Origin of the sequence: Paenibacillus lentus (assembly GCF_003931855.1) — a bacterium.
Taxonomy (GTDB): domain Bacteria; phylum Bacillota; class Bacilli; order Paenibacillales; family Paenibacillaceae; genus Fontibacillus; species Fontibacillus lentus.
The window spans coordinates 646,148-664,770 of the sequence record NZ_CP034248.1 but is presented as its reverse complement, the minus strand read 5'-3'; the positions used below and the strand labels follow the sequence as shown (position 1 = coordinate 664,770).

Annotated in this window: 13 protein-coding genes; 11 read left to right on the top strand and 2 right to left on the bottom strand. The window is 48.2% G+C overall.

Annotation, left to right across the window (positions count from 1 at the left end; translation table 11 throughout):
- Positions 1 to 7: 7 nt before the first annotated feature.
- Positions 8 to 1,777 (bottom strand): sensor histidine kinase, encoded by a 1,770-nt coding sequence (locus EIM92_RS03055; RefSeq protein WP_125081424.1) that lies wholly within the window; start codon positions 1,775 to 1,777, stop codon positions 8 to 10.
- A gap of 30 nt (positions 1,778 to 1,807) precedes the next feature.
- Complete coding sequence (locus EIM92_RS03050; RefSeq protein ID WP_125081423.1) at positions 1,808 to 2,668, bottom strand: helix-turn-helix transcriptional regulator; 861 nt, start codon at positions 2,666 to 2,668, stop codon at positions 1,808 to 1,810.
- A gap of 211 nt (positions 2,669 to 2,879) precedes the next feature.
- Between EIM92_RS03050 and galA the strand changes: the two genes are divergently transcribed.
- The 11 genes from galA (at position 2,880) to EIM92_RS02995 (ending at position 18,571) form a co-directional block, all read left to right on the top strand.
- Complete coding sequence (gene galA, locus EIM92_RS03045; protein ID WP_125081422.1) at positions 2,880 to 5,639, top strand: beta-galactosidase GalA; 2,760 nt, start codon at positions 2,880 to 2,882, stop codon at positions 5,637 to 5,639.
- A gap of 313 nt (positions 5,640 to 5,952) precedes the next feature.
- Positions 5,953 to 6,156 carry a hypothetical protein gene (locus EIM92_RS03040; RefSeq protein WP_164515023.1) on the top strand — a complete coding sequence of 68 codons (204 nt, stop codon included), beginning with the start codon at positions 5,953 to 5,955 and terminating at the stop codon, positions 6,154 to 6,156.
- Between the two features lie 96 nt (positions 6,157 to 6,252).
- Positions 6,253 to 6,825: a DUF1349 domain-containing protein gene (locus EIM92_RS03035; RefSeq protein WP_125081420.1), complete on the top strand. Its 573-nt coding sequence runs from the start codon at positions 6,253 to 6,255 to the stop codon at positions 6,823 to 6,825.
- 85 nt (positions 6,826 to 6,910) lie between these two features.
- A complete protein-coding gene (locus EIM92_RS03030; RefSeq protein WP_425464189.1) occupies positions 6,911 to 9,694 on the top strand; it encodes a glycoside hydrolase family 3 C-terminal domain-containing protein in 2,784 nt (927 codons plus the stop codon).
- Between the two features lie 739 nt (positions 9,695 to 10,433).
- Positions 10,434 to 11,237: a PspA/IM30 family protein gene (locus tag EIM92_RS03025; protein ID WP_125081418.1), complete on the top strand. Its 804-nt coding sequence runs from the start codon at positions 10,434 to 10,436 to the stop codon at positions 11,235 to 11,237.
- A gap of 34 nt (positions 11,238 to 11,271) precedes the next feature.
- Positions 11,272 to 12,303 (top strand): TFIIB-type zinc ribbon-containing protein, encoded by a 1,032-nt coding sequence (locus tag EIM92_RS03020; protein ID WP_125081417.1) that lies wholly within the window; start codon positions 11,272 to 11,274, stop codon positions 12,301 to 12,303.
- Positions 12,300 to 13,121 carry a TPM domain-containing protein gene (locus EIM92_RS03015; RefSeq protein ID WP_246021187.1) on the top strand — a complete coding sequence of 274 codons (822 nt, stop codon included), beginning with the start codon at positions 12,300 to 12,302 and terminating at the stop codon, positions 13,119 to 13,121. The genes EIM92_RS03020 and EIM92_RS03015 overlap by 4 nt, the downstream gene beginning before the upstream one ends.
- Before the next feature lie 21 nt (positions 13,122 to 13,142).
- Entirely contained in the window at positions 13,143 to 14,240 is a 1,098-nt protein-coding gene (locus EIM92_RS03010) for an SPFH domain-containing protein (protein ID WP_125081416.1), read from the top strand.
- Between the two features lie 770 nt (positions 14,241 to 15,010).
- Entirely contained in the window at positions 15,011 to 15,868 is an 858-nt protein-coding gene (locus tag EIM92_RS03005; RefSeq protein WP_125084985.1) for an ABC transporter permease, read from the top strand.
- An 18-nt stretch (positions 15,869 to 15,886) separates the two neighbouring features.
- Positions 15,887 to 16,765 (top strand): carbohydrate ABC transporter permease, encoded by an 879-nt coding sequence (locus tag EIM92_RS03000; protein ID WP_125081415.1) that lies wholly within the window; start codon positions 15,887 to 15,889, stop codon positions 16,763 to 16,765.
- Between the two features lie 96 nt (positions 16,766 to 16,861).
- The gene (locus tag EIM92_RS02995; protein ID WP_164515022.1) at positions 16,862 to 18,571 is read left to right on the top strand and encodes an extracellular solute-binding protein; all 1,710 of its coding nucleotides are present in this window, start codon (positions 16,862 to 16,864) and stop codon (positions 18,569 to 18,571) included.
- The last annotated feature ends 52 nt before the right edge of the window (positions 18,572 to 18,623 follow it).

Below are 18,623 nucleotides of genomic sequence, written 5' to 3'. Positions count from 1 at the left end.
ATGCCTCTCATTCATAAGGTAATTTGATCTGTACTTTGGTATAGTCGTTGTCCTTGCTTTCGATGGTGATATAGTAGGACTCCCCATAATACAAACGCAGCCGGGAGTTGATATTATACAGTCCAATGGAGCGTCCGGGCGGATTCGGGGCAGCTTCGTCATAATGGAGCGGAGCTTGAAAGTGTTCGTTAAGCGCGTTCATCTTCGCTTCGCTTATTCCCGCGCCATTGTCGATGATATCCAGCCAAACCTGCTGCTTATGCACATAGCAGTGGATTTGAATCTGCAGCGAATCTCTTTGCACGGTTTTCCCGTACTTTATGCTATTCTCCACGATCGGCTGCAGCAGGAATTTGATCACCGGATATGATTTCAGCTCCTCTGTAATTTCGACTTCGAGCTGAATCGACTGACTGCTGCCTAGCGATTGGAGGCTGACATATTTGCGAATCAGCTCGATTTCCTCCTTCAGCGTGGTATGCAGGGTATTGCTGCTGAGATTGTACCGAAGTATTTTTCCGAAATCGGCCATTCGGTCTGCTGTGCTGAACATGCGCTCTTTGATGAGCTGCATGCGGAAAATATCCAGCGTATTGTAGATGAAGTGAGGATTGATTTGATATTGCAGCGCTTGGATTTGCGCTTCCTTTCTTAATCGCTCCTTCATGACAATGCGTTCAATTAAGTGATTGTTCGTCTCAATCAGACCATTAAAGTCCTGCGCGAGCTGTCCCAGCTCATCCGGCTTGGTGTCCATAATACGTAAATGTGGGTTGCCGTTAATGACCTTCCTCATGATCGATACGATGCGATTCAGCCGCAGGAAAATCGTCTTGAACATGAAGTAGCATGTCACGATCAGCAGCATCACGCTGAAAATGATGAGCAACAGCTGGTTAAGCATACTTTTGTGAATCGATTGATTCAACTGCTCCAGGGATACCTTGTACACAAAGGTCTGCTGGATGGCATCGAAGGCTCGGTGCAAATACAGATGCTGATCGTAAATGAAATGAGCTTCGGCTTCAGTCAGATGCTGCTGCAGAATTTCTGCTTCGGCGGCTTCATCCATATTGGGCGCAGCTAGCGCAATATTCGGCTCGTGATACAAAAATTGCGCAATATCTGAGGGGTAAGCGTCTTCATTCGAGCTCAGTAGATGATCCTCGGCTACCATAACGGCGACCAGCCCTAACAATTCGCGCGAAGGGGAGTATAGCTTGGTAAGGAGTGTGTACTTGCTGCGATCCGAATTCAAGGAGCTTGGCCCGAGCTGAAGGTCATCCGGCCGGAGCCACATTTGCGTCTCACTCTCCTGCGCGATGAACGTCTGCAGCTTTGTATGGGAGGCCTGCCTTTGCAAATGCAAAAAGTACGGCCAGGATTCTGGAATTTGTTCATTCATCATATAGATGCGAATGGAATAGTTGTCGGTCTCCGTGAAGGCAGTGGCATATTGAATGATCGGAATGATGCCGTCCAGGTATTGGCTGAGAAAGTCCGCCTCATCTCCCAGGAAGGGATCGCCTATGAACGTAATGATTTTACTGTTCTTGCTGACGATCTCGGTTAAGTCATACGCCATATCGATGCGTTTTTGGATTTCCTGCGAAGCTTGATCGAAGGCATGGGACATATTCGAAATGAAGCTGTCCTGAATATTTTGCGTTGATTTTTGGCTATTCCAGATGAGGATCAGGGACAGCAGGATAAATGGAATGGTGTATACGATGATCATTTTGACCATGATGCTGTTTTTCTTGATTTTGAATAACATAGCTGCACTCCCAATGGAACAGAAATAGGTTTACTGCAATTGATGTCTATAGGCATATGTATTTTTGTAGTTTCTTGGTGTTACGCCGTATTTTTTCTTGAAAATACGTATAAAGTAGCTGGTTTCCATCCCCAGCCGGTGAGAGATTTCCTGAACGGAATATTCCGGATAGCTCTCGAGCCAGGCTGCCGCCTGCTCCAAGCGGACGCGCTGCAAATAGGCGTGGGGACTCACGCCGTAGGCTTCGTGGAAGAGGCGCTGAAAGTGCTGGACGGAGTAGCCTACAGCATGGGCGATATTGGAGATGAGCAGGTTTTCGTCATAATGTTGCTTCATGAATTGAACGGCCTGCTGTAGCGCATCCTGCGATGCTTTGGGCTGGTTCGGCAGGATAGGATTCTTATGGCTAATGACATGCTCGGATAAAAGAAGCATAAATTCATATAGTTGGATGGACAGCTGCCCCTGGATACCCGGGGAGCCGTTCATACAAGCCTGCCAGATCGTGGTTAATTTGTGGCTCATAACATTAAGGGCTGCCGGCTTTAGTGGAATGCTGGTCATGAACGGGAGGTCGAAGCCTTTGATCATAGGCTCTACCGCCGTACCATAAATGCTTATAAACCCCAGAAGCCAGGTCTGACCCGAACCAGGATAGTACTCGTGGGCAGCCTGAGCTGGCAGCAATAGGGCATGATTGGGAGTCAAAACGAGTTCTTTATCATTGGGAAAGTGAAATGTGCCATATCCGCCAAAGTTAATGAAGCATTGCAGGGTCGGATATCCCATCGGCCTGTATTGATAATTCTGTTCATGCAGTCCGCAGCTATAGAGCGCTAAAGGCAGCGGATTGGAAGAGGGGTTTGGAAACAGTCGAAAAGGCATCAGCATAGCGTCTACTCCAATTCATCCACATAATGGGTCTAATCGTCTACTAAATATTAAAGTCTACTACTAATATACTTAAACTTACTTGGGGGAAAGAACAATAGATAAATCGAGGGATGTTCATTTTGTACTATTATCCGTCCGCTTTTGTCCTAACTTACGCTCCTCAAACTTTCATAAAATGGGGATATCATAGGGAGAAGGATTTGAGGAGATGAGAGAAAGACTGAGCATGGATAAAGATTGGCGGTTCCATTTAGGGGATCCTGTTCAAGCGAAGGAAAGCAGCCATAAGGCTGTGTACGGCCATGCCAAAGCAGGCGGGAGCCGAGGGCCCGCAGGGATTGAGTGGAATGACAACGAGTGGGACACCGTGCACTTGCCACATGATTGGTCCTACCGGCAGCCGTTGGATCGCGAGAACGGGGTTCCGGACTTTGGTTATTATCCTCGCGGGATAGGCTGGTACCGCAAAAAATTTAAACTAGATCCCGCTGACAAAGGGAAGCAGCTTCTTCTGGAGTTTGACGGGATTGCCACGCATGCTACGGTGTATTTCAACGGGAGCATCCTTGAAAGAAATTTTTGCGGATATACGAGCTTTGTCGTGGATATTACCGACCGTGCCTATTTCGGCGATCAACCGAATTTGCTCGTCGTGAAGATTGATGCCACTGTATCAGAGGGCTGGTGGTACGAGGGTGCGGGAATATACCGGCATGTCTGGTTAACGAAAACAGCGCCTGTTCATATAGTCCATCGCGGCATATGGGTGAGTCCAATCAGGCAGGTCGCTGGTCGCTGGCTTACGAATGTAGAGACGACAATGGGGAATGAATCGGAGGCGGCTGTAGAATACCAGCTCATTTCCCGCGTCGCGCAAGCGGACGGCAATATCCTCGCGGAGGAGCTGACGAACGGGAGCTGCGGAGCGGGACAATCCGCCGTGATTACGCAGGATCTTCCGATCGAGGACCCGGCATTGTGGGACGTGGATGCCCCTCATCTATACAAGCTGCACTCCACTCTTGTCGTGAATGGGGAAGAGGTGGATACGACCGTTACGAATTACGGGTACCGCACCATCCGCATCTGTTCCGATACCGGCTTTTATTTAAACGATAGGCCGCTAAAAATAAAAGGCACGTGCAATCACCAGGATCATGCGGGAGTAGGCGTCGCCCTGCCGGATGGCATTCAGGAGTATCGTATTCAGCGCTTGAAGGACATGGGCAGCAATGCGTACCGCTGCGCTCACCACAACCCGACGCCGGAGCTCTTGGAGGCTTGCGATCGGCTGGGGATGCTGGTCATGGACGAGAACAGGAACTTTGACAGCTCCCGGGAGGGGCTGCGGCAACTGGGGAACATGGTGACTCGGGATCGCAACCACCCATCCGTTGTATTTTACAGCCTATTCAATGAAGAGCCGCTCCAAGGGACGCCAATTGGACGCAAAATGGTAAAACGGATGATCCGTGCCGTGAAGAAACTGGATTCTACTCGGCCTATCCTGGGCGCCATGAATGGCGGGGTGATGGAGGACGAGGGGACGGTGGATGTCACGGATATTGCAGGCTTCAACTATATGAATGGCGGATACGACAAGTTCAGGGAGAAGCATCCAAATCAGCCGATCATCGGCTCTGAGACGGTCAGCGCCTTTTCGACCCGTGGCAACTATATCAGCGACAACAACCGGCAAATATTCGACAGTTATGACCGGGAGAAGGCTAGCTGGGGGAATAGCGTAAGAGAGTCGTGGAAGACCATTAACACTCGTGATTTTGTCATGGGAACCTTTGTATGGACGGGGTTTGATTATCGCGGCGAGCCTACGCCGTATGAATGGCCGAGTGTCAGCACACACTTTGGAATCTTGGATACCTGCGGGTTCGCGAAGGATTCTTACTATTTATATCAAGCCTTCTGGCTGGATGAGCCGGTGCTGCACATTGTGGGACATTGGAACTGGCCTGGCCAAGAGGGGCAGAAGGTTAAAATCATGGCGCACACGAATTGCGATGAGGTCGCGCTGTACCTGAACGATATTCTCATCGATCGACAGCCTATTGATATCTATGAGCAATATGAATGGGATGTGGCGTACGAGCCGGGAACCTTAAAGATGGAGGGATATCAGGACGGCCAGCTCGTCAAAGTATCGGAGATTCAAACTACGGATGAGGCTCATACGTTGCGCGTCGAGACACAGAAGCCAGTTTTAGCGGGCGACGGCAGAGATGCGATGGCGGTCAATGTCTATGCGGTGGATGGGCAAGGCCGATTTGTTCCGACGGAGCAAAGCAAAGTGTCCTTCTCGATGAAGGGAAGCGGGGTCATACTTGGTGTAGGCAACGGAGACCCGAACTGTCATGAGCCGGATCGTGCTGAGGAGCGCAGCTTGTTTAACGGATGCTGCCAGCTTATTGTCGGAAGCCAGGCCGGGGAAGAGGACATCGTGCTTACGATCGAAGGAAACGGATTGCAGCCCGTATCTTATGTCATCCCGGTTCAACCGGCAGAGGAGCCGCCTTTTGTTCCGTCCATAGACGAGCGGTATATCAACAACTGGCTGATCACGCAGGAGATTGCTGAGGCACGTCCGGATCCGAATGTGACGATTCATCCTACGGACATGAACTCGTGGGAGAAGGTCGATGTCAGCTTCGGCGCCCTTCAGATGCTGCGTGGTGCCAGCGGTTATGTCATTTACCGCAACCAGGCACCGGTGTCGGATGTAGAGGGATCGGGGCGGCCTTATCTTTGGTTCCATTCGATCAGCGGCGATGTGGAGATTTATGTGGATGGCAGGCTGCAGCTGAAGCAATTCATTCTTTGGCCTGAGAGTCTGGAGGTTCCGCTACAGGGAGTCGAACTGAAGAATCAAGTCACGATTTCCGTGTTGATCGGAATCACGCCCGATATGTACAGCCCGGGCATTCAAGGATCCGTCTCGATCCGCACGAAATAGAAGCAACGAGGGAGGAGCCATAGGGGCGTGCCTCCCTGGCCTCAATAATAAATCCATACCTCTTAGAGGTGTGGATTTATTGTTTGTCGGGTGAGTTCGGTGCTGCAGAATTGGCTGCCTCGCGTCTAATTTATGAATGAAACTTAAAATTTTGGGGCTTGATCTTAAAAATGAGCCATTTCCCTAGGCATACGAATGAAGTAAGATCGAATCAAGTGTACCTATAGAAAAGTGTTATGAAAGAGTGTATATGGAAAGGTACCCAGGAAGAGTGGTGATAATAGATTCATCTATGGAAGGGGAGCGGTCGGGGATGAAGCTGCACAGCATGCTCAGCGACGGGATGGTGCTACAAAGGGACACCCATGTGCCGATCTGGGAACGGCAGGAACTGGGGAGGAGATCTAGATTCCTTTTCTTGGAAAAGCATCATACAGCACAGCGGCGGATGTCTCCGGGCCTGGCACTCCCGATGTTTGTAGAAGTAGCGAGGCATTTGCGTCATGTGCCGGATTAAAAATAACTTTTAGCAACTACAGCTAGGTTAGCGTCTGTTAGGGCTTCCAATTATGAGTTATACTAAAGAAAATTTAAATGTTAGGAGAGAGAGTATATGCACCCATTCGATAAGTGGCTGAATGAATCTCAAATCATTGAGAAGGATCATTTGCTTCAAATTCCCGCACCAGGAAAGACCGATTATTTCATTAATCCGGAGACTGGGGATGTCAAGAGCAATGCGCCATTTTTATATACCGAGGTCCAAGGGGACTTTGTATTGCGCGCCAAAGTAAGGCATGATTTCATCTCTACCTACGATGGGGCAGCACTCTTTATCATGGATCGCGATAACCGCTGGGCGAAGCTGTGCCATGAATACAGTGATTTTGATACATACACTGTGGTTAGCGTCGTGACGGATGGCGTGTCAGATGATGCCAACGGAGTCAACCTGAATGATACCAGCGTCTGGCTGCAAATCGGCCGAAAAGGCGATACATTTGCGATGCATTACTCTACCGATGGGACAAACTATCAGATGGTCAGAGTATTTAATCTGAAGGCTTCCGATACGTTGAAAGTAGGAATCGTCTCTCAATCGCCAACCGGTGAGGGGCTGGTCAGTGATTTCTCGGATATTCAGCTGGAGCAGGTAACGATGCAGAATATTAGAGTCGGTAAATAGACGCCTTAGCCCGCAGGGATTGTAATCGCTTTAATCGTGAAATTTATATTTATCATAAAAAAGGACGGGAGAGAATAAAGTGACGATGAGCAAACTGGGAATTCCACTAGAAGGCTTCGCTGAGTTTAGTAGAAAAGTAGCCGCCGAAGGCGCTGTGCTGTTAAAAAATGAAGGCCATGCCCTTCCGCTGCAAAACAATGAAAACGTGGCCATTTTCGGCCGGATTCAGATTGATTACTATCGCAGCGGCACAGGCTCTGGCGGCAGTGTGAATGTTGCTTATACGACGAATCTGCTGGACGGTCTTCGCGGCAAGAAGAACATTACCGTTAACGAGGAGCTCGCGGCCGTATACGAGAAGTGGATTGAACAGAACCCTTTTGATAATGGCGGCGGCGGTTGGGCAGCAGAGCCTTGGCATCAGAAGGAAATGCCATTAACCGATGAGCTCGTGCGCGAAGCCAGAAGCAAATCCGCTAAAGCAATTGTGGTCATCGGGCGCACGGCGGGCGAGGATCAGGATAATGCCGATGAGCCGGGCAGCTATCAGTTGACATTAGAGGAGAAGACCATGCTGAAACAGGTCACGGCCCATTTCGAGCAGACGATCGTGGTGCTGAATGTGTCGAACATCATCGATATGAGCTGGATGGACGATGCGGATTATGTTCATCCGATTCCATGTGTCATTTATGCTTGGCAGGGCGGCATGGAGGGCGGGAATGCCATTGCGGATGTGCTCGTTGGAGACGTCACGCCGGGCGGCAAATTAACCGATACGATCGCTTATTCTATTGCCGATTATCCGTCCACCCGCAACTATGGCCATGAATTTAAGAACCTGTACCAGGAAGATATTTATGTGGGGTACCGGTATTTTGAGACGTTTTGCCCTGATAAGGTTCAATTTGAATTTGGTTACGGCTTATCTTATACGGAATTTGATGTCGAGCCGGAAGAGGCGAAGCTGGTCTCCCGGGACGGGAAGCCTTGGGTTGAAATCGGCGTAACCGTGACGAATACGGGGGCTGTCTTTGCGGGCAAAGAGGTGGTTCAAGCCTATTATGAAGCACCGCAAGGCAAGCTGGGCCAGCCGGCCCGAGTATTGGCCGCATTCGGCAAGACGAAGCGGCTTGAGCCGGGAGAAACGCAGCGCCTAACGCTAAGCTTCGCTGTCGAAACCATGGCCTCTTATGATGACGGGGGCGTGACTGGTTATCCTTCCGCCTATGTGCTGGAGCCAGGGGTCTATCATTTCTATGTAGGAAACAGTGTGAAGAATGCAGTACAGATCGGCGTTGAAGGTGGACAGGCTGGTTATACCATTGAAGCCCTTCAAGTGATAGAGCAGTTGGAGGAGGCGCTTGCGCCAACGGAGGATTTCACCCGAATGAAGCCGGGTGCCCGGAAGGAAGATGGCTCTTATGAGCTTACGTTCGAAGCGGTGCCGAAACGGAAAATCTCTTTAGCGGAGCGCATTGAGAAGAATCTTCCTAGAACTTTGGAGCAGACAGGGGATCAAGGATATAAGCTGAGAGACGTTCATGAAGGCAAGGTGAGTATGGAAGCTTTCATTGCCCAGCTTAGTGATCAAGACCTGGCTACGATTGTCCGCGGCGAAGGCATGGTCAGCCCGCTGGTGACGCCAGGTACGGCTTCGGCCTTTGGCGGAGTGAGCGATCGGCTGCTGAACTTTGGAATCCCGGTTGGCTGTACGGCGGACGGGCCGTCCGGCATCCGTATGGATAGCGGGGACAAAGCGACCCAGGTATCCATCGGCACCCTGCTGGCAGCTACTTGGGATGTAGAGCTGGTGGAAGAGCTTTATGTCATGGAGGGGCAAGAATTATTGCGCAATAATATTGACGCCTTGCTCGGCCCTGGTCTGAATATCCGGCGCAGTCCGCTCAATGGCCGTAACTTTGAGTATTTTTCGGAAGATCCGCTAGTCTCGGGAGTTTTCGCCGCTGCTTGTACTCGGGGAATTATTAAAGGCGGATCTAACGCCACACTGAAGCATTTTGCCTGCAACAACCAGGAGAAGTATCGGAACAAAGTGGATGCGGTCGTATCCGAACGCGCCCTGCGGGAAATCTACCTCAAGGGCTTCGAAATCGCCGTAAAGGAAGGCGGTGCGAATTCGATCATGACTTCGTATAACCCAGTCAACGGGCATTGGGCCGCTTCCAACTACGATTTGAACACGACGATTCTACGTGGAGAATGGGGCTTTAAGGGTATTGTAATGACGGACTGGTGGGCGGTCATGAATGACGTTGTCCATGGAGGCGCGGCGGATCGTAAATATACGAATTGGATGGTGCGCGCGCAGAACGATCTTTATATGGTTGTCACCAACTATGGCGCTGAGGTCAATGCTTATGATGACAATACGCTGGAATCCTTGGAGAAGGGTACGTTAACCCGCGGAGAGTTGCAGCGCTGCGCGATCAATATTTGCGAATTCTTGATGCAGGCTCCCGTGTTCTCCCGGAAGCAGGAAATTGTGGAGACGGTTCATGCATTTAAGGCTAATCCTGCGTTGACGGCGGAGCTGGTTCAGGAGCTGTCCCAAGACGCGCAGATCAAGCCTTCGGCAACGGGCCCGACCTATATAAAGGTGGACCAGGCTGGACAGTACCGGATTATCGTCAATATCATGTCCCCGGAGCCAGAGCTAGCGCAAAGTGTATGCAACGTCATGCTGAACGGCCAGCCAATGGTCACCATTCAGACGAACGGAACGGAAGGCAAATGGATTCGGCAGCGGCTGGTGAAGATTGAGCTGGAAGCGGGACTATATGAGCTGAAGCTGGACTTCCTCAAGCAGGGTCTGCAGATCGGTTGGATCGAGTTTAATCAGGTGTGAGAGGCTGCTCAAATCAACAACGAGGGGACATAGGGTTTAAGAATCACCTTTATATCTAAAGCAGGAGATGAATAATCAATTTAATTTTAAAACCGGGGATTAAGTAGAAAGAGAACAAAGACCTCTCTGGCAATGAGGGGTCTTTGTTCTTTGAAAATATTCTCTAAAGCAAAAGCTGGAACCGAAAAAGTGAGCAGAAGAATAGTAGATAGTAAAGTAGTAAGAATTTTCCTCAAAAAAATAATCTCCTAATGTAGTTTTTTTACATATCTTACCTCCTTGCTATGCGACTATATCATACACTAATCAAATATGAGGAAAATCTTTGTTGTTTTACAATGATTTTAATTTGCACTAAAGTTGATTTAAGAGGAGCTTTCTAAAGGAGGGACGACGAATTAATATGAGCATGCTACCAACCTATATCTTACTAGTTATATCACTTTTAGCATGTATAGCTATTATTTCCTTTATCGTTGCCTGTTGGAAGTACATTATGAAAAAATAGAATCTTTAGGTTAAAAGCTAGAAATTATCCACCTCAACAACATCTTAATCCACAATCGCTCCAGGTTGTGGATTTGTTCGTTTTAAAATAGTCTTTAAACTCGTATATAAATTGATACATCTTACAGTCCTTTTTATTTAGAGTCTACGCCACACTTTCTACGGAAATGAAACCTTTTTGTCGAATTTCATGTATTAATAGGTAATGCAACTTTCGAAGGGAGGACTAACGATGGGAATCTTGTCGAGGTTTAGAGATATTATGCGGGCCAATGTGAATTCGTTCATGGATCGGGCAGAGGATCCGGCGAAGGCCATGGATGAATATATGCGGAGCTTGCACAGGGATCTGGGCCAGGTTAAAGCGGAAATGAATGCTGTGCTTGCAGATGAGCGAAGGGCGAAGGCCTCATGGAACGAGTGCGAGGCGGAGATTAAGAAGCTGCAGCGTTATGCCGAGAAAACGGTAGAGGCGGGCCGCGAGGATGATGCTATAAAATTCCTAGAGCGGAAAGCGCAGCAGGCGGAGAAATTGAGCGAGCTGCAAAAGACTCATGAGCTGGCTGCTTCTAAGGTAGCAAGCATGAAGCAGCTGCAGGAGAAGCTGATGTCCGACATTGGACAGCTGGAGGCCCGGCATTCTGAGCTGAAGGAAAAACTTGCTGCCGCTAAGCTGCAGCAAGGCTTCGGGGCGGGCAGAAGCACGTCGGCGGACTCCTTCGATGAGCTCGAGGAGAAGGCATACCTTGCTGCAGAAGAGGCGATCGCCCTGGCGGAGCTGAAATCAACAGGGGTGAGCCCAAGCGATCCTTCTAACGCACCTGAACGGTCAGTGTATAACGAACAGGCAACAAGTGCGGAGAGCGGTGCGAATTCAGACACGAGTCCAGTTCAAGGTACTAGCCCTGATGAAGGAGCGCACACAAGCAGCAGCGCTGGCCCAAATGCAGCCGCCCCCATTAATGACAGCACTTCTGCGAGCGTAGAGGCTGAACTAGCGACTATCAAGGCAAGAATCAACAAAAAGCAATCATGATCAAAAGCTACTTTTTTATACCTGAGGTGAGTAAATGCCGGTAATCGACTACAAATGTCCTAATTGCGGCAGCGGCATGGTCTTTAACGGTAGAACGGGAGCATTGACCTGCCAAGGCTGCGGGAGACAAGACAATATTGAGCAAATCCCTGATCCTCTCGAGCAGCGGTTATTTTCAGAGGAGACAGGGAAGGGGTATCAATGTAACAGCTGCGGGGCTGCTATTACAGCCGACGAGGTAACGACCGCCACGCTGTGCAGCTTCTGTGGATCGGCCGTTGTTCTTGGCGACCGTTTGACTGGGGAGCTGGCCCCGGCGAAGGTGCTCCCCTTTTTGATTAGCAAGGAAGAGGCGATGGAGACCTTTCGAAAATGGTGCAGGAACGGCCTGCTTACCCCCGGCGGGTTTATGACTGCGGACCGCGTCAAAGGAATTACGGGAGTGTATGTTCCCTTCTGGCTGTATGAACTGCATAATCGGGTTGAGGTTCATGGCCAGGCGACGAAAGTAAGAACCTATACGCGGGGCGATTATCAGTATACGGAAACCCAACATTTCGCGATATACCGGAAGCTCCGCCTGAATTACGTTAATTTGCCGATCGATGCATCGCATAAGATGAATGACGAACTGATGGATAAGCTGGAGCCTTTTCCATATGAGCGGATGAAGGGCTTCAAGAGCCCCTACCTCGCTGGTTATATTGCGGACAAATACAGCTACGACGATCGGGAGCTGCTCCCGCGGGCCAAGGAGAAAATTAGAGGTTTTATCGAAGCTTCGATTTCATCTGCGGTGTCTGGATATACGTCTGTCAGCTTCACCAATAAGGATATTGATACGACCTTAAAGCAGGCGGACTATTGCTTGATTCCGGTGTGGATGGTGAAGTATGACTACAACCAAAAGGAATACGTATTTGCCATGAACGGCCAGACGGGCAAGGTTGTTGGCAAGCCTCCGCTCAGTAAAGGGAAAATTACGGCCTGGTTCGCTGGCGTAGCGGGTGCAACGCTTCTGATCTTGAAGCTGATCTCCTGGATAATGGGGGGAGGATTTTTGTGAAAAAGATTGATGCAGCACCGACAATACCGGCCATACTGGTCATTCTAATCTTTCTCGTCGTATCTGTCGCAGCGCCTATTCAGACGGTAGCGACAGCACCGATGAAAACATTGATCCATGATGAAGCGAACCTGCTCAGCGCGGAGGAATATGATGCGTTGAACGCGATGGCGAATGAGTACGGGGCGAAGAGAGAGACAGATATCATCATTATTACTTCAAATAACGCGAATAATATCGACGTTAAGGAAATGACCCAGGATTTTTACGACAATGAGGCCCCCGGTTATGATAAGCCCCATGGCAATGCGGTAATTCTAATGCTGGACATAAAGAACCGGGATGTATATGTGGGCGGATTTCAAAAGGCAAAAAAATATCTGGATGACGACAGGCTCGACAAAATACGAAACAAGTTCGCACCGGATTTATCCAGTGGGGATTATAAGCGAGCTTTTGAAAAATACATTAAAACGGCCCATAAATATATGGGCTTGAAGCCGGGAGTGAACCCGGACAACCCGCTGTTTAACATTTGGTTTCAACTGGCAGCAGCAGGAATCTTTGGCGGTATTGTCGTCAGTACGATGGCTTACCGCTCGGGCGGTCGTATTACGATTAATCGGCGCACCTATGAGGATGCCAGCACTTCAGGAATAGTGGATCACCAGGATCGATACCTTAGAACGACGACAACGAAACGGAAGATTGAGCGAAACACGGGCGGTAGCTCCGGTGGGCGTGGCGGTGGTGGCGGTGGCGGTGGCGGAATTACCAGAGGCGGCCATTCGCATAGCGGCAGCAGAGGGAAATTTTAATCGAAGGGACGGGGAAGCAGCATGAGTTTTTTTAGAAATCAATTTGCCAACGTCGTAGAATGGGAAGAATTCAGAGATGATATGATCTTCTGGAAGTGGAGCAACCGGGAGATTAAGAAGGGCAGTAAGCTGATCATTCAGGCGGGGCAGGACGCAATTTTTGTGAACAATGGCAAGATCGAGGGGATTTTTGAGGATGAAGGCTCTTATAACATTGAGTCTGAGATCATTCCATTTCTATCCACATTAAAAGGATTTAAATTTGGCTTCAACAGCGGTATGCGGGTCGAGGTACTGTTCGTCAATACAAAGGAATTTACGGTCAGATGGGGAACGCAGAACCCGATCTTGATTCCGACGCCTCAGCTGCCGGGCGGCATGCCGATTCGCGCCAACGGTACGTTCAACTTTAAAGTCAATGACTATGTGACGTTGATCGATAATATCGCCGGGATGAAGGGCAGCTATTTGGTTGAGGATGTTAAGATCCGCATCACTTCCGTACTGGATCAGCTGCTCATGAAATGGATCAGCCGGGAAGGTAAGGACATGTTCAATCTACAGGCGAACGCCGTGGATATTGCGAGGGGAATTCGCGAGGATTTGGATATGGAGATGCTGGGCAATGGCATGACGATTACGGGCTTCCAGGTGATGAGCTTCAATTACCCTCAGGAAATTCAGGAGATGATTACGAAGACAGCGTCTCATGAAATGATCGGTAACTTGCAGAAATACCAACAAGTCAGCATGACGGATGGCATTGCATCCGGCAAAGTACAGGGCGGCGGCATGGCCTCGGACATGGCGGGCATGATGATGGGCATGACCATGGCGAATGAAATGATGAAGAACATAAACATGAATCCGGGTCAGCAGCAGAATCAGAACCAGCACCATCAGAACCAAGGTCAGAACTCCAACTCAGGAGCAAATCAACATCAGCATCATCACCAGACTAATCAACACTTCAACCAGCCGCATAGTCAAGGCCAGCAGTCTACCACGGGTGTTCCATCTGCTCCTGAAGGAGGCAAGCGTCCTAACTTCTGCCCGAACTGCGGTACGAAGAACGAAGGGGCGAATTTTTGCCCGAATTGCGGCCAGAAGCTGAATTAAAATTAATTTATAAGCTGAGCAAAAGAAAGTAGAAGCAGATAAGGGAGAAAATTGATTTCAATTCAACGGACGGGGCTATCCAGAAAGTCAGTGGAAACTGACTGCTGGACAGCCCCGTTTTTAGAGAGAAAGCTGCCTCGGGAATAGGGGCTTATGGTTGCCTTAGTGACTGGTTTGAGCAAGAGTGATCCAAAGGGGTGTGTACGAGTTTGCCCTATGTCCATTTTAATAGTTCAATTTATTTACATGGATTTATAGTAGTTAGTTTCAGCCGCAGGGCAGGGAAAATAGATTTAAATGGATTTCATGTCCTTAGAAAAGGGGAAATAGCCGATTATGGGCTGAAACCTTGATTTTAGCTGCATAAAATCCATCTATTCCTTCAATATGTTCGTTAGATCAGTAACTGGATACATGAAATGCATTTAGTGTACAGCCGCTCGGTGCATGCATTTCAGTGCAAGAAGCTGGCGTTGGGATTAACCTTCGCTGGCTTTTGTTTGTCTTATTTGTGCTTAAGCGTCTCTATGAACTTGTAATATTAATAATTTGTTATCTGAGTCCCCGAATTATCATGTAACCGCCACCACTCCCATCCTATACTTAAAATATACCAATGGAGAGAAGGGTTAGAGTCATATTCATAGAAGGGAAGCACGCATATGAAGATCAAAAAGAAACCTGTAACTGCTCTTGCTGATTCCGCCGTACAACTGCCTCAACGTACCGAGCGAAGCTCGAAATGGCGAAGAACACTGGTGCTGGATGCAATGCTGCTGCCAGCAATCATTCTAGTACTGATTTTTTCCTATATTCCGATGGCTGGTCTCGTGATCGCTTTCCAGGATTTCAAGCCTTGGCTTGGATTTGGAAAGTCTAATTGGGTCGGTTTGGAGTACTTTCGTTTCCTGTTTAGCACGCCAGAGTACGTGCAGGTCATTTGGAACACGCTGATTATCGCCGGGCTAAAGATGGTCACAGGATTAATTGCCCCATTTACTTTCGCGCTCCTACTCAATGAGGTTAGACGAGCAACCTTTAAGAAAACGGTGCAGACACTTGTATATTTGCCGCATTTTCTGTCTTGGGTTATCTTGGGCGGGATCTTGCTAGATATGCTGGCCACGGAAGGGCTTGTCAATCAATTTTTGGGCGCTGTGTTCGGTCTGGAGCCAATATTCTTCTTAGGTGACGGTGACTGGTTCCGCTTTATCGTTGTACTAAGTGATGTGTGGAAGGAATTTGGATTTGGGACGATTGTATTCCTTGCTTCGCTCGCTGCAATTAATCCCTCTTTGTATGAAGCTGCAGAAGTAGATGGAGCGAGTCGCTGGGAGCAAGTCAAGTACATTACGATTCCGGCTCTGATTCCCATTACGATCGTGGTTGGTACGCTGTCGCTGGGCAACATTCTCAACGCTGGCTTCGACCAAATATTTAACTTGTATAATGCGCTAGTGTATGACAAAGGGGACATTATTGATACATTTGTCTATCGGATGGGTATTATTGACGGCAACTTCGGATTCTCCACTGCGGTTGGCTTGTTCAAGTCGGTTGTAGGTTTCATACTCATCATTATCGCATACCGGTTGGCGTACAAACTGGCCAATTATCGCATTTTCTAGAAGGGAGGAACCGCTGACATGTACTATAAATCCAGATCCTACAAAATATTCTCATTCTTTAACTATACATTCCTTATATTGATATCACTACTTTGTATTATTCCGATGGTACACATATTGGCTGTTTCATTCAGTGGTAAAGCCGCTGCCAATGCCAATTTGGTTGGTTTGTTTCCTGTGAACTTTACATTTGAGGCTTATGCTAAGACCTTGGCGAATGAGAATTTCCTGCGTTCTTTATGGGTAGCTGTTCAAAGGACGGTACTCGGGACGCTTATCAGTATGACTCTCATTACGCTTGCGGCATACCCGCTATCTAAGGAAAGCCATAAGTTTAAGCGCAGAAATATTTACACCTGGTTCTTTGTCTTTACGATGTTGTTCAATGGAGGTTTAATCCCGTTCTATATTTTGATCCAGAAGCTGAATATGATGAATACGCTTTGGGTTCTTATTCTCCCTGGGGCCGTATCGGTTTGGAATATGATTCTCTTGCTTAATTTTTTTCGCGGGGTGCCTAAGGAACTGGAGGAGGCTGCATTTATCGACGGTGCAGGTCACCTCCGAACCCTGTTCAGTATTTATCTGCCTGTGTCACTTCCTGCCATTGCTACGTTATCTTTATTTACAATGGTCGGACATTGGAACAATTGGTTTGACGGGCTGATCTTTATGACAGATCACAAAAATTACCCATTAGCCACGTTTTTGCAGACTATTATAGTCCAGCAGGATTTTAGTAAAGTGGCGGTACGTCCAGAGGATTTAGAAAATATATCGAATAGAACGGTAAAAGCAGCCCAGATCTTTATCGGGATGCTGCCTATCTTGCTAGTTTATCCATATTTGCAGCGGTTCTTTGTCAAAGGGATCGTATTGGGAGCTGTGAAAGAGTAACTTGCGATTTATAGCTGGGAGGTGATGCTGCTCTTAAGAAACTATTTAATGAATGGTACATTGGAAGAATCAATAAAATTAGTGGGGGTAGAGCACATGATGAAGAAGTTCAAAAAATCCTTTGTCACTGTCCTGACAAGTGCAATGCTGATGACATCATTGGCGGCCTGTGGAGGAAGTTCCGTCAATAATGCAAACACTGGCAATACCGGAGATGGCGCTGCTACAGGCGATTCAATGTATTCTGCTAAGTTCGAGAATGGGAAGTATGTAGAGCCTGTATCCATCACAACCGTGTTCCCGATTACAACAAATATGAAATTTAAGAATGGCGAGAACATTGAGAATAACGTGCATACGAAATGGGCCAAAGAAACCCTGGGAATCGATATTAAATATTTATGGACGGTTAGTGAGCAGAATAATGCCTACGCTACAAAGCTTCGATTGATGCTCTCATCGGGACAAGAGATGCCGGATATCATTGCTTTTAGAGGAGATATCAAACTCATCAATGATTTGATTGATAGCGGCCAATTTGCGGATGCCGGTGAGTTATTCGATAAATATGCATCCGATGCTTACAAGGAAGCTATGGCTCAGGATCCAACAGCCTGGAACCCTTACATTCGTGACGGAGTGAGAATGGGGATTCCGATTTTGGAAAATGCCTATAACAATGATCCGGTCATGTATATACGCGAAGATTGGCTCAAGAAGCTGAATTTAAAAGCCCCGGAAACGCTTGACGAGCTTGAAACTGTTATGGAGGCGTTTACAAACGGGGATCCTGATGGAAATGGCAAAAAGGATACTATAGCGCTGTCCATTGGGTTTAAAAATAACCTAAATACTTGGATGTCTGATACAGGCTGGGTGTTCGGAATGTTTGGCGCGATGCCTAACCAGTGGAATGTAGGGAGTGACGGTAAGTTAGTTTATGGTTCTACACAACCTGAGATGAAGCCAGGGCTTCTTAAACTACAAGAGTGGATGAAGAAGGGGTACATATCCAAAGAATCTGGCTTGTACGATGAAGTAAAAGCAACCGAAGCATTCACGGCAGGAAAGGCCGGTATTATCGTGGGGCCTTATTGGATGACAGGTTGGCCGCTTTCAGATTTAAAGAGTAATGTGCCTGGAGCTGAATACAAGCCCTACCCACTTCCAGCAGGGCCTGACGGCAAAGTTGGGCGTCATGGAACGCCAATCAGCAGCGGTGCTGTTCTAATTAACAAAAAAATGAAACACAAAGACGCGTTCTTTGTATACCAGAATTACTTATTCGATAATTGGGCTAACCCTGACGGGGAGGGTCCGTTTGCGAATGGGTTCGCAGAAGGTTACGATTATGCGATCGGCCCGAACGGCGAGATCTACGGTGAACAAGACAGTGATAAGATTCCTGGAGGATGGGTTGATGCTATACGGTACACCTTGACATTCGATGGAGCCATTATTCCTTACCTGCGTATTAATGGACTTGCCAAGTTGGCGAATGGCGAACAGCCGTCAACTCCTTACGAAGAATCATTGGCTAAAGCAATTCCTGAGCAAATGCAAGCCGCGAAGATCATTGTCGATCAGAAGGATGCGGTTATGATGGAAATGTTCACGGGTAAACCTACGCCAACCCAGGTTTCCAGAGGAGACATGCTTAGCAAGCTGGAGAAGGAAGTCCAGAACAAAATTATTTATGGTCAGTCTTCTATCGATGAGTTTGATTCCTTTGTTGAGAAGTATAATTCTTCCGGCGGCATAAAGATCGCGGAAGAAGTAAATGAGTGGTATGAATCGGTTAAATAGTGAACATCTCCGATAAAGGAGGGGGCTGAGATCAGCCCCCTCCTTATTGGTA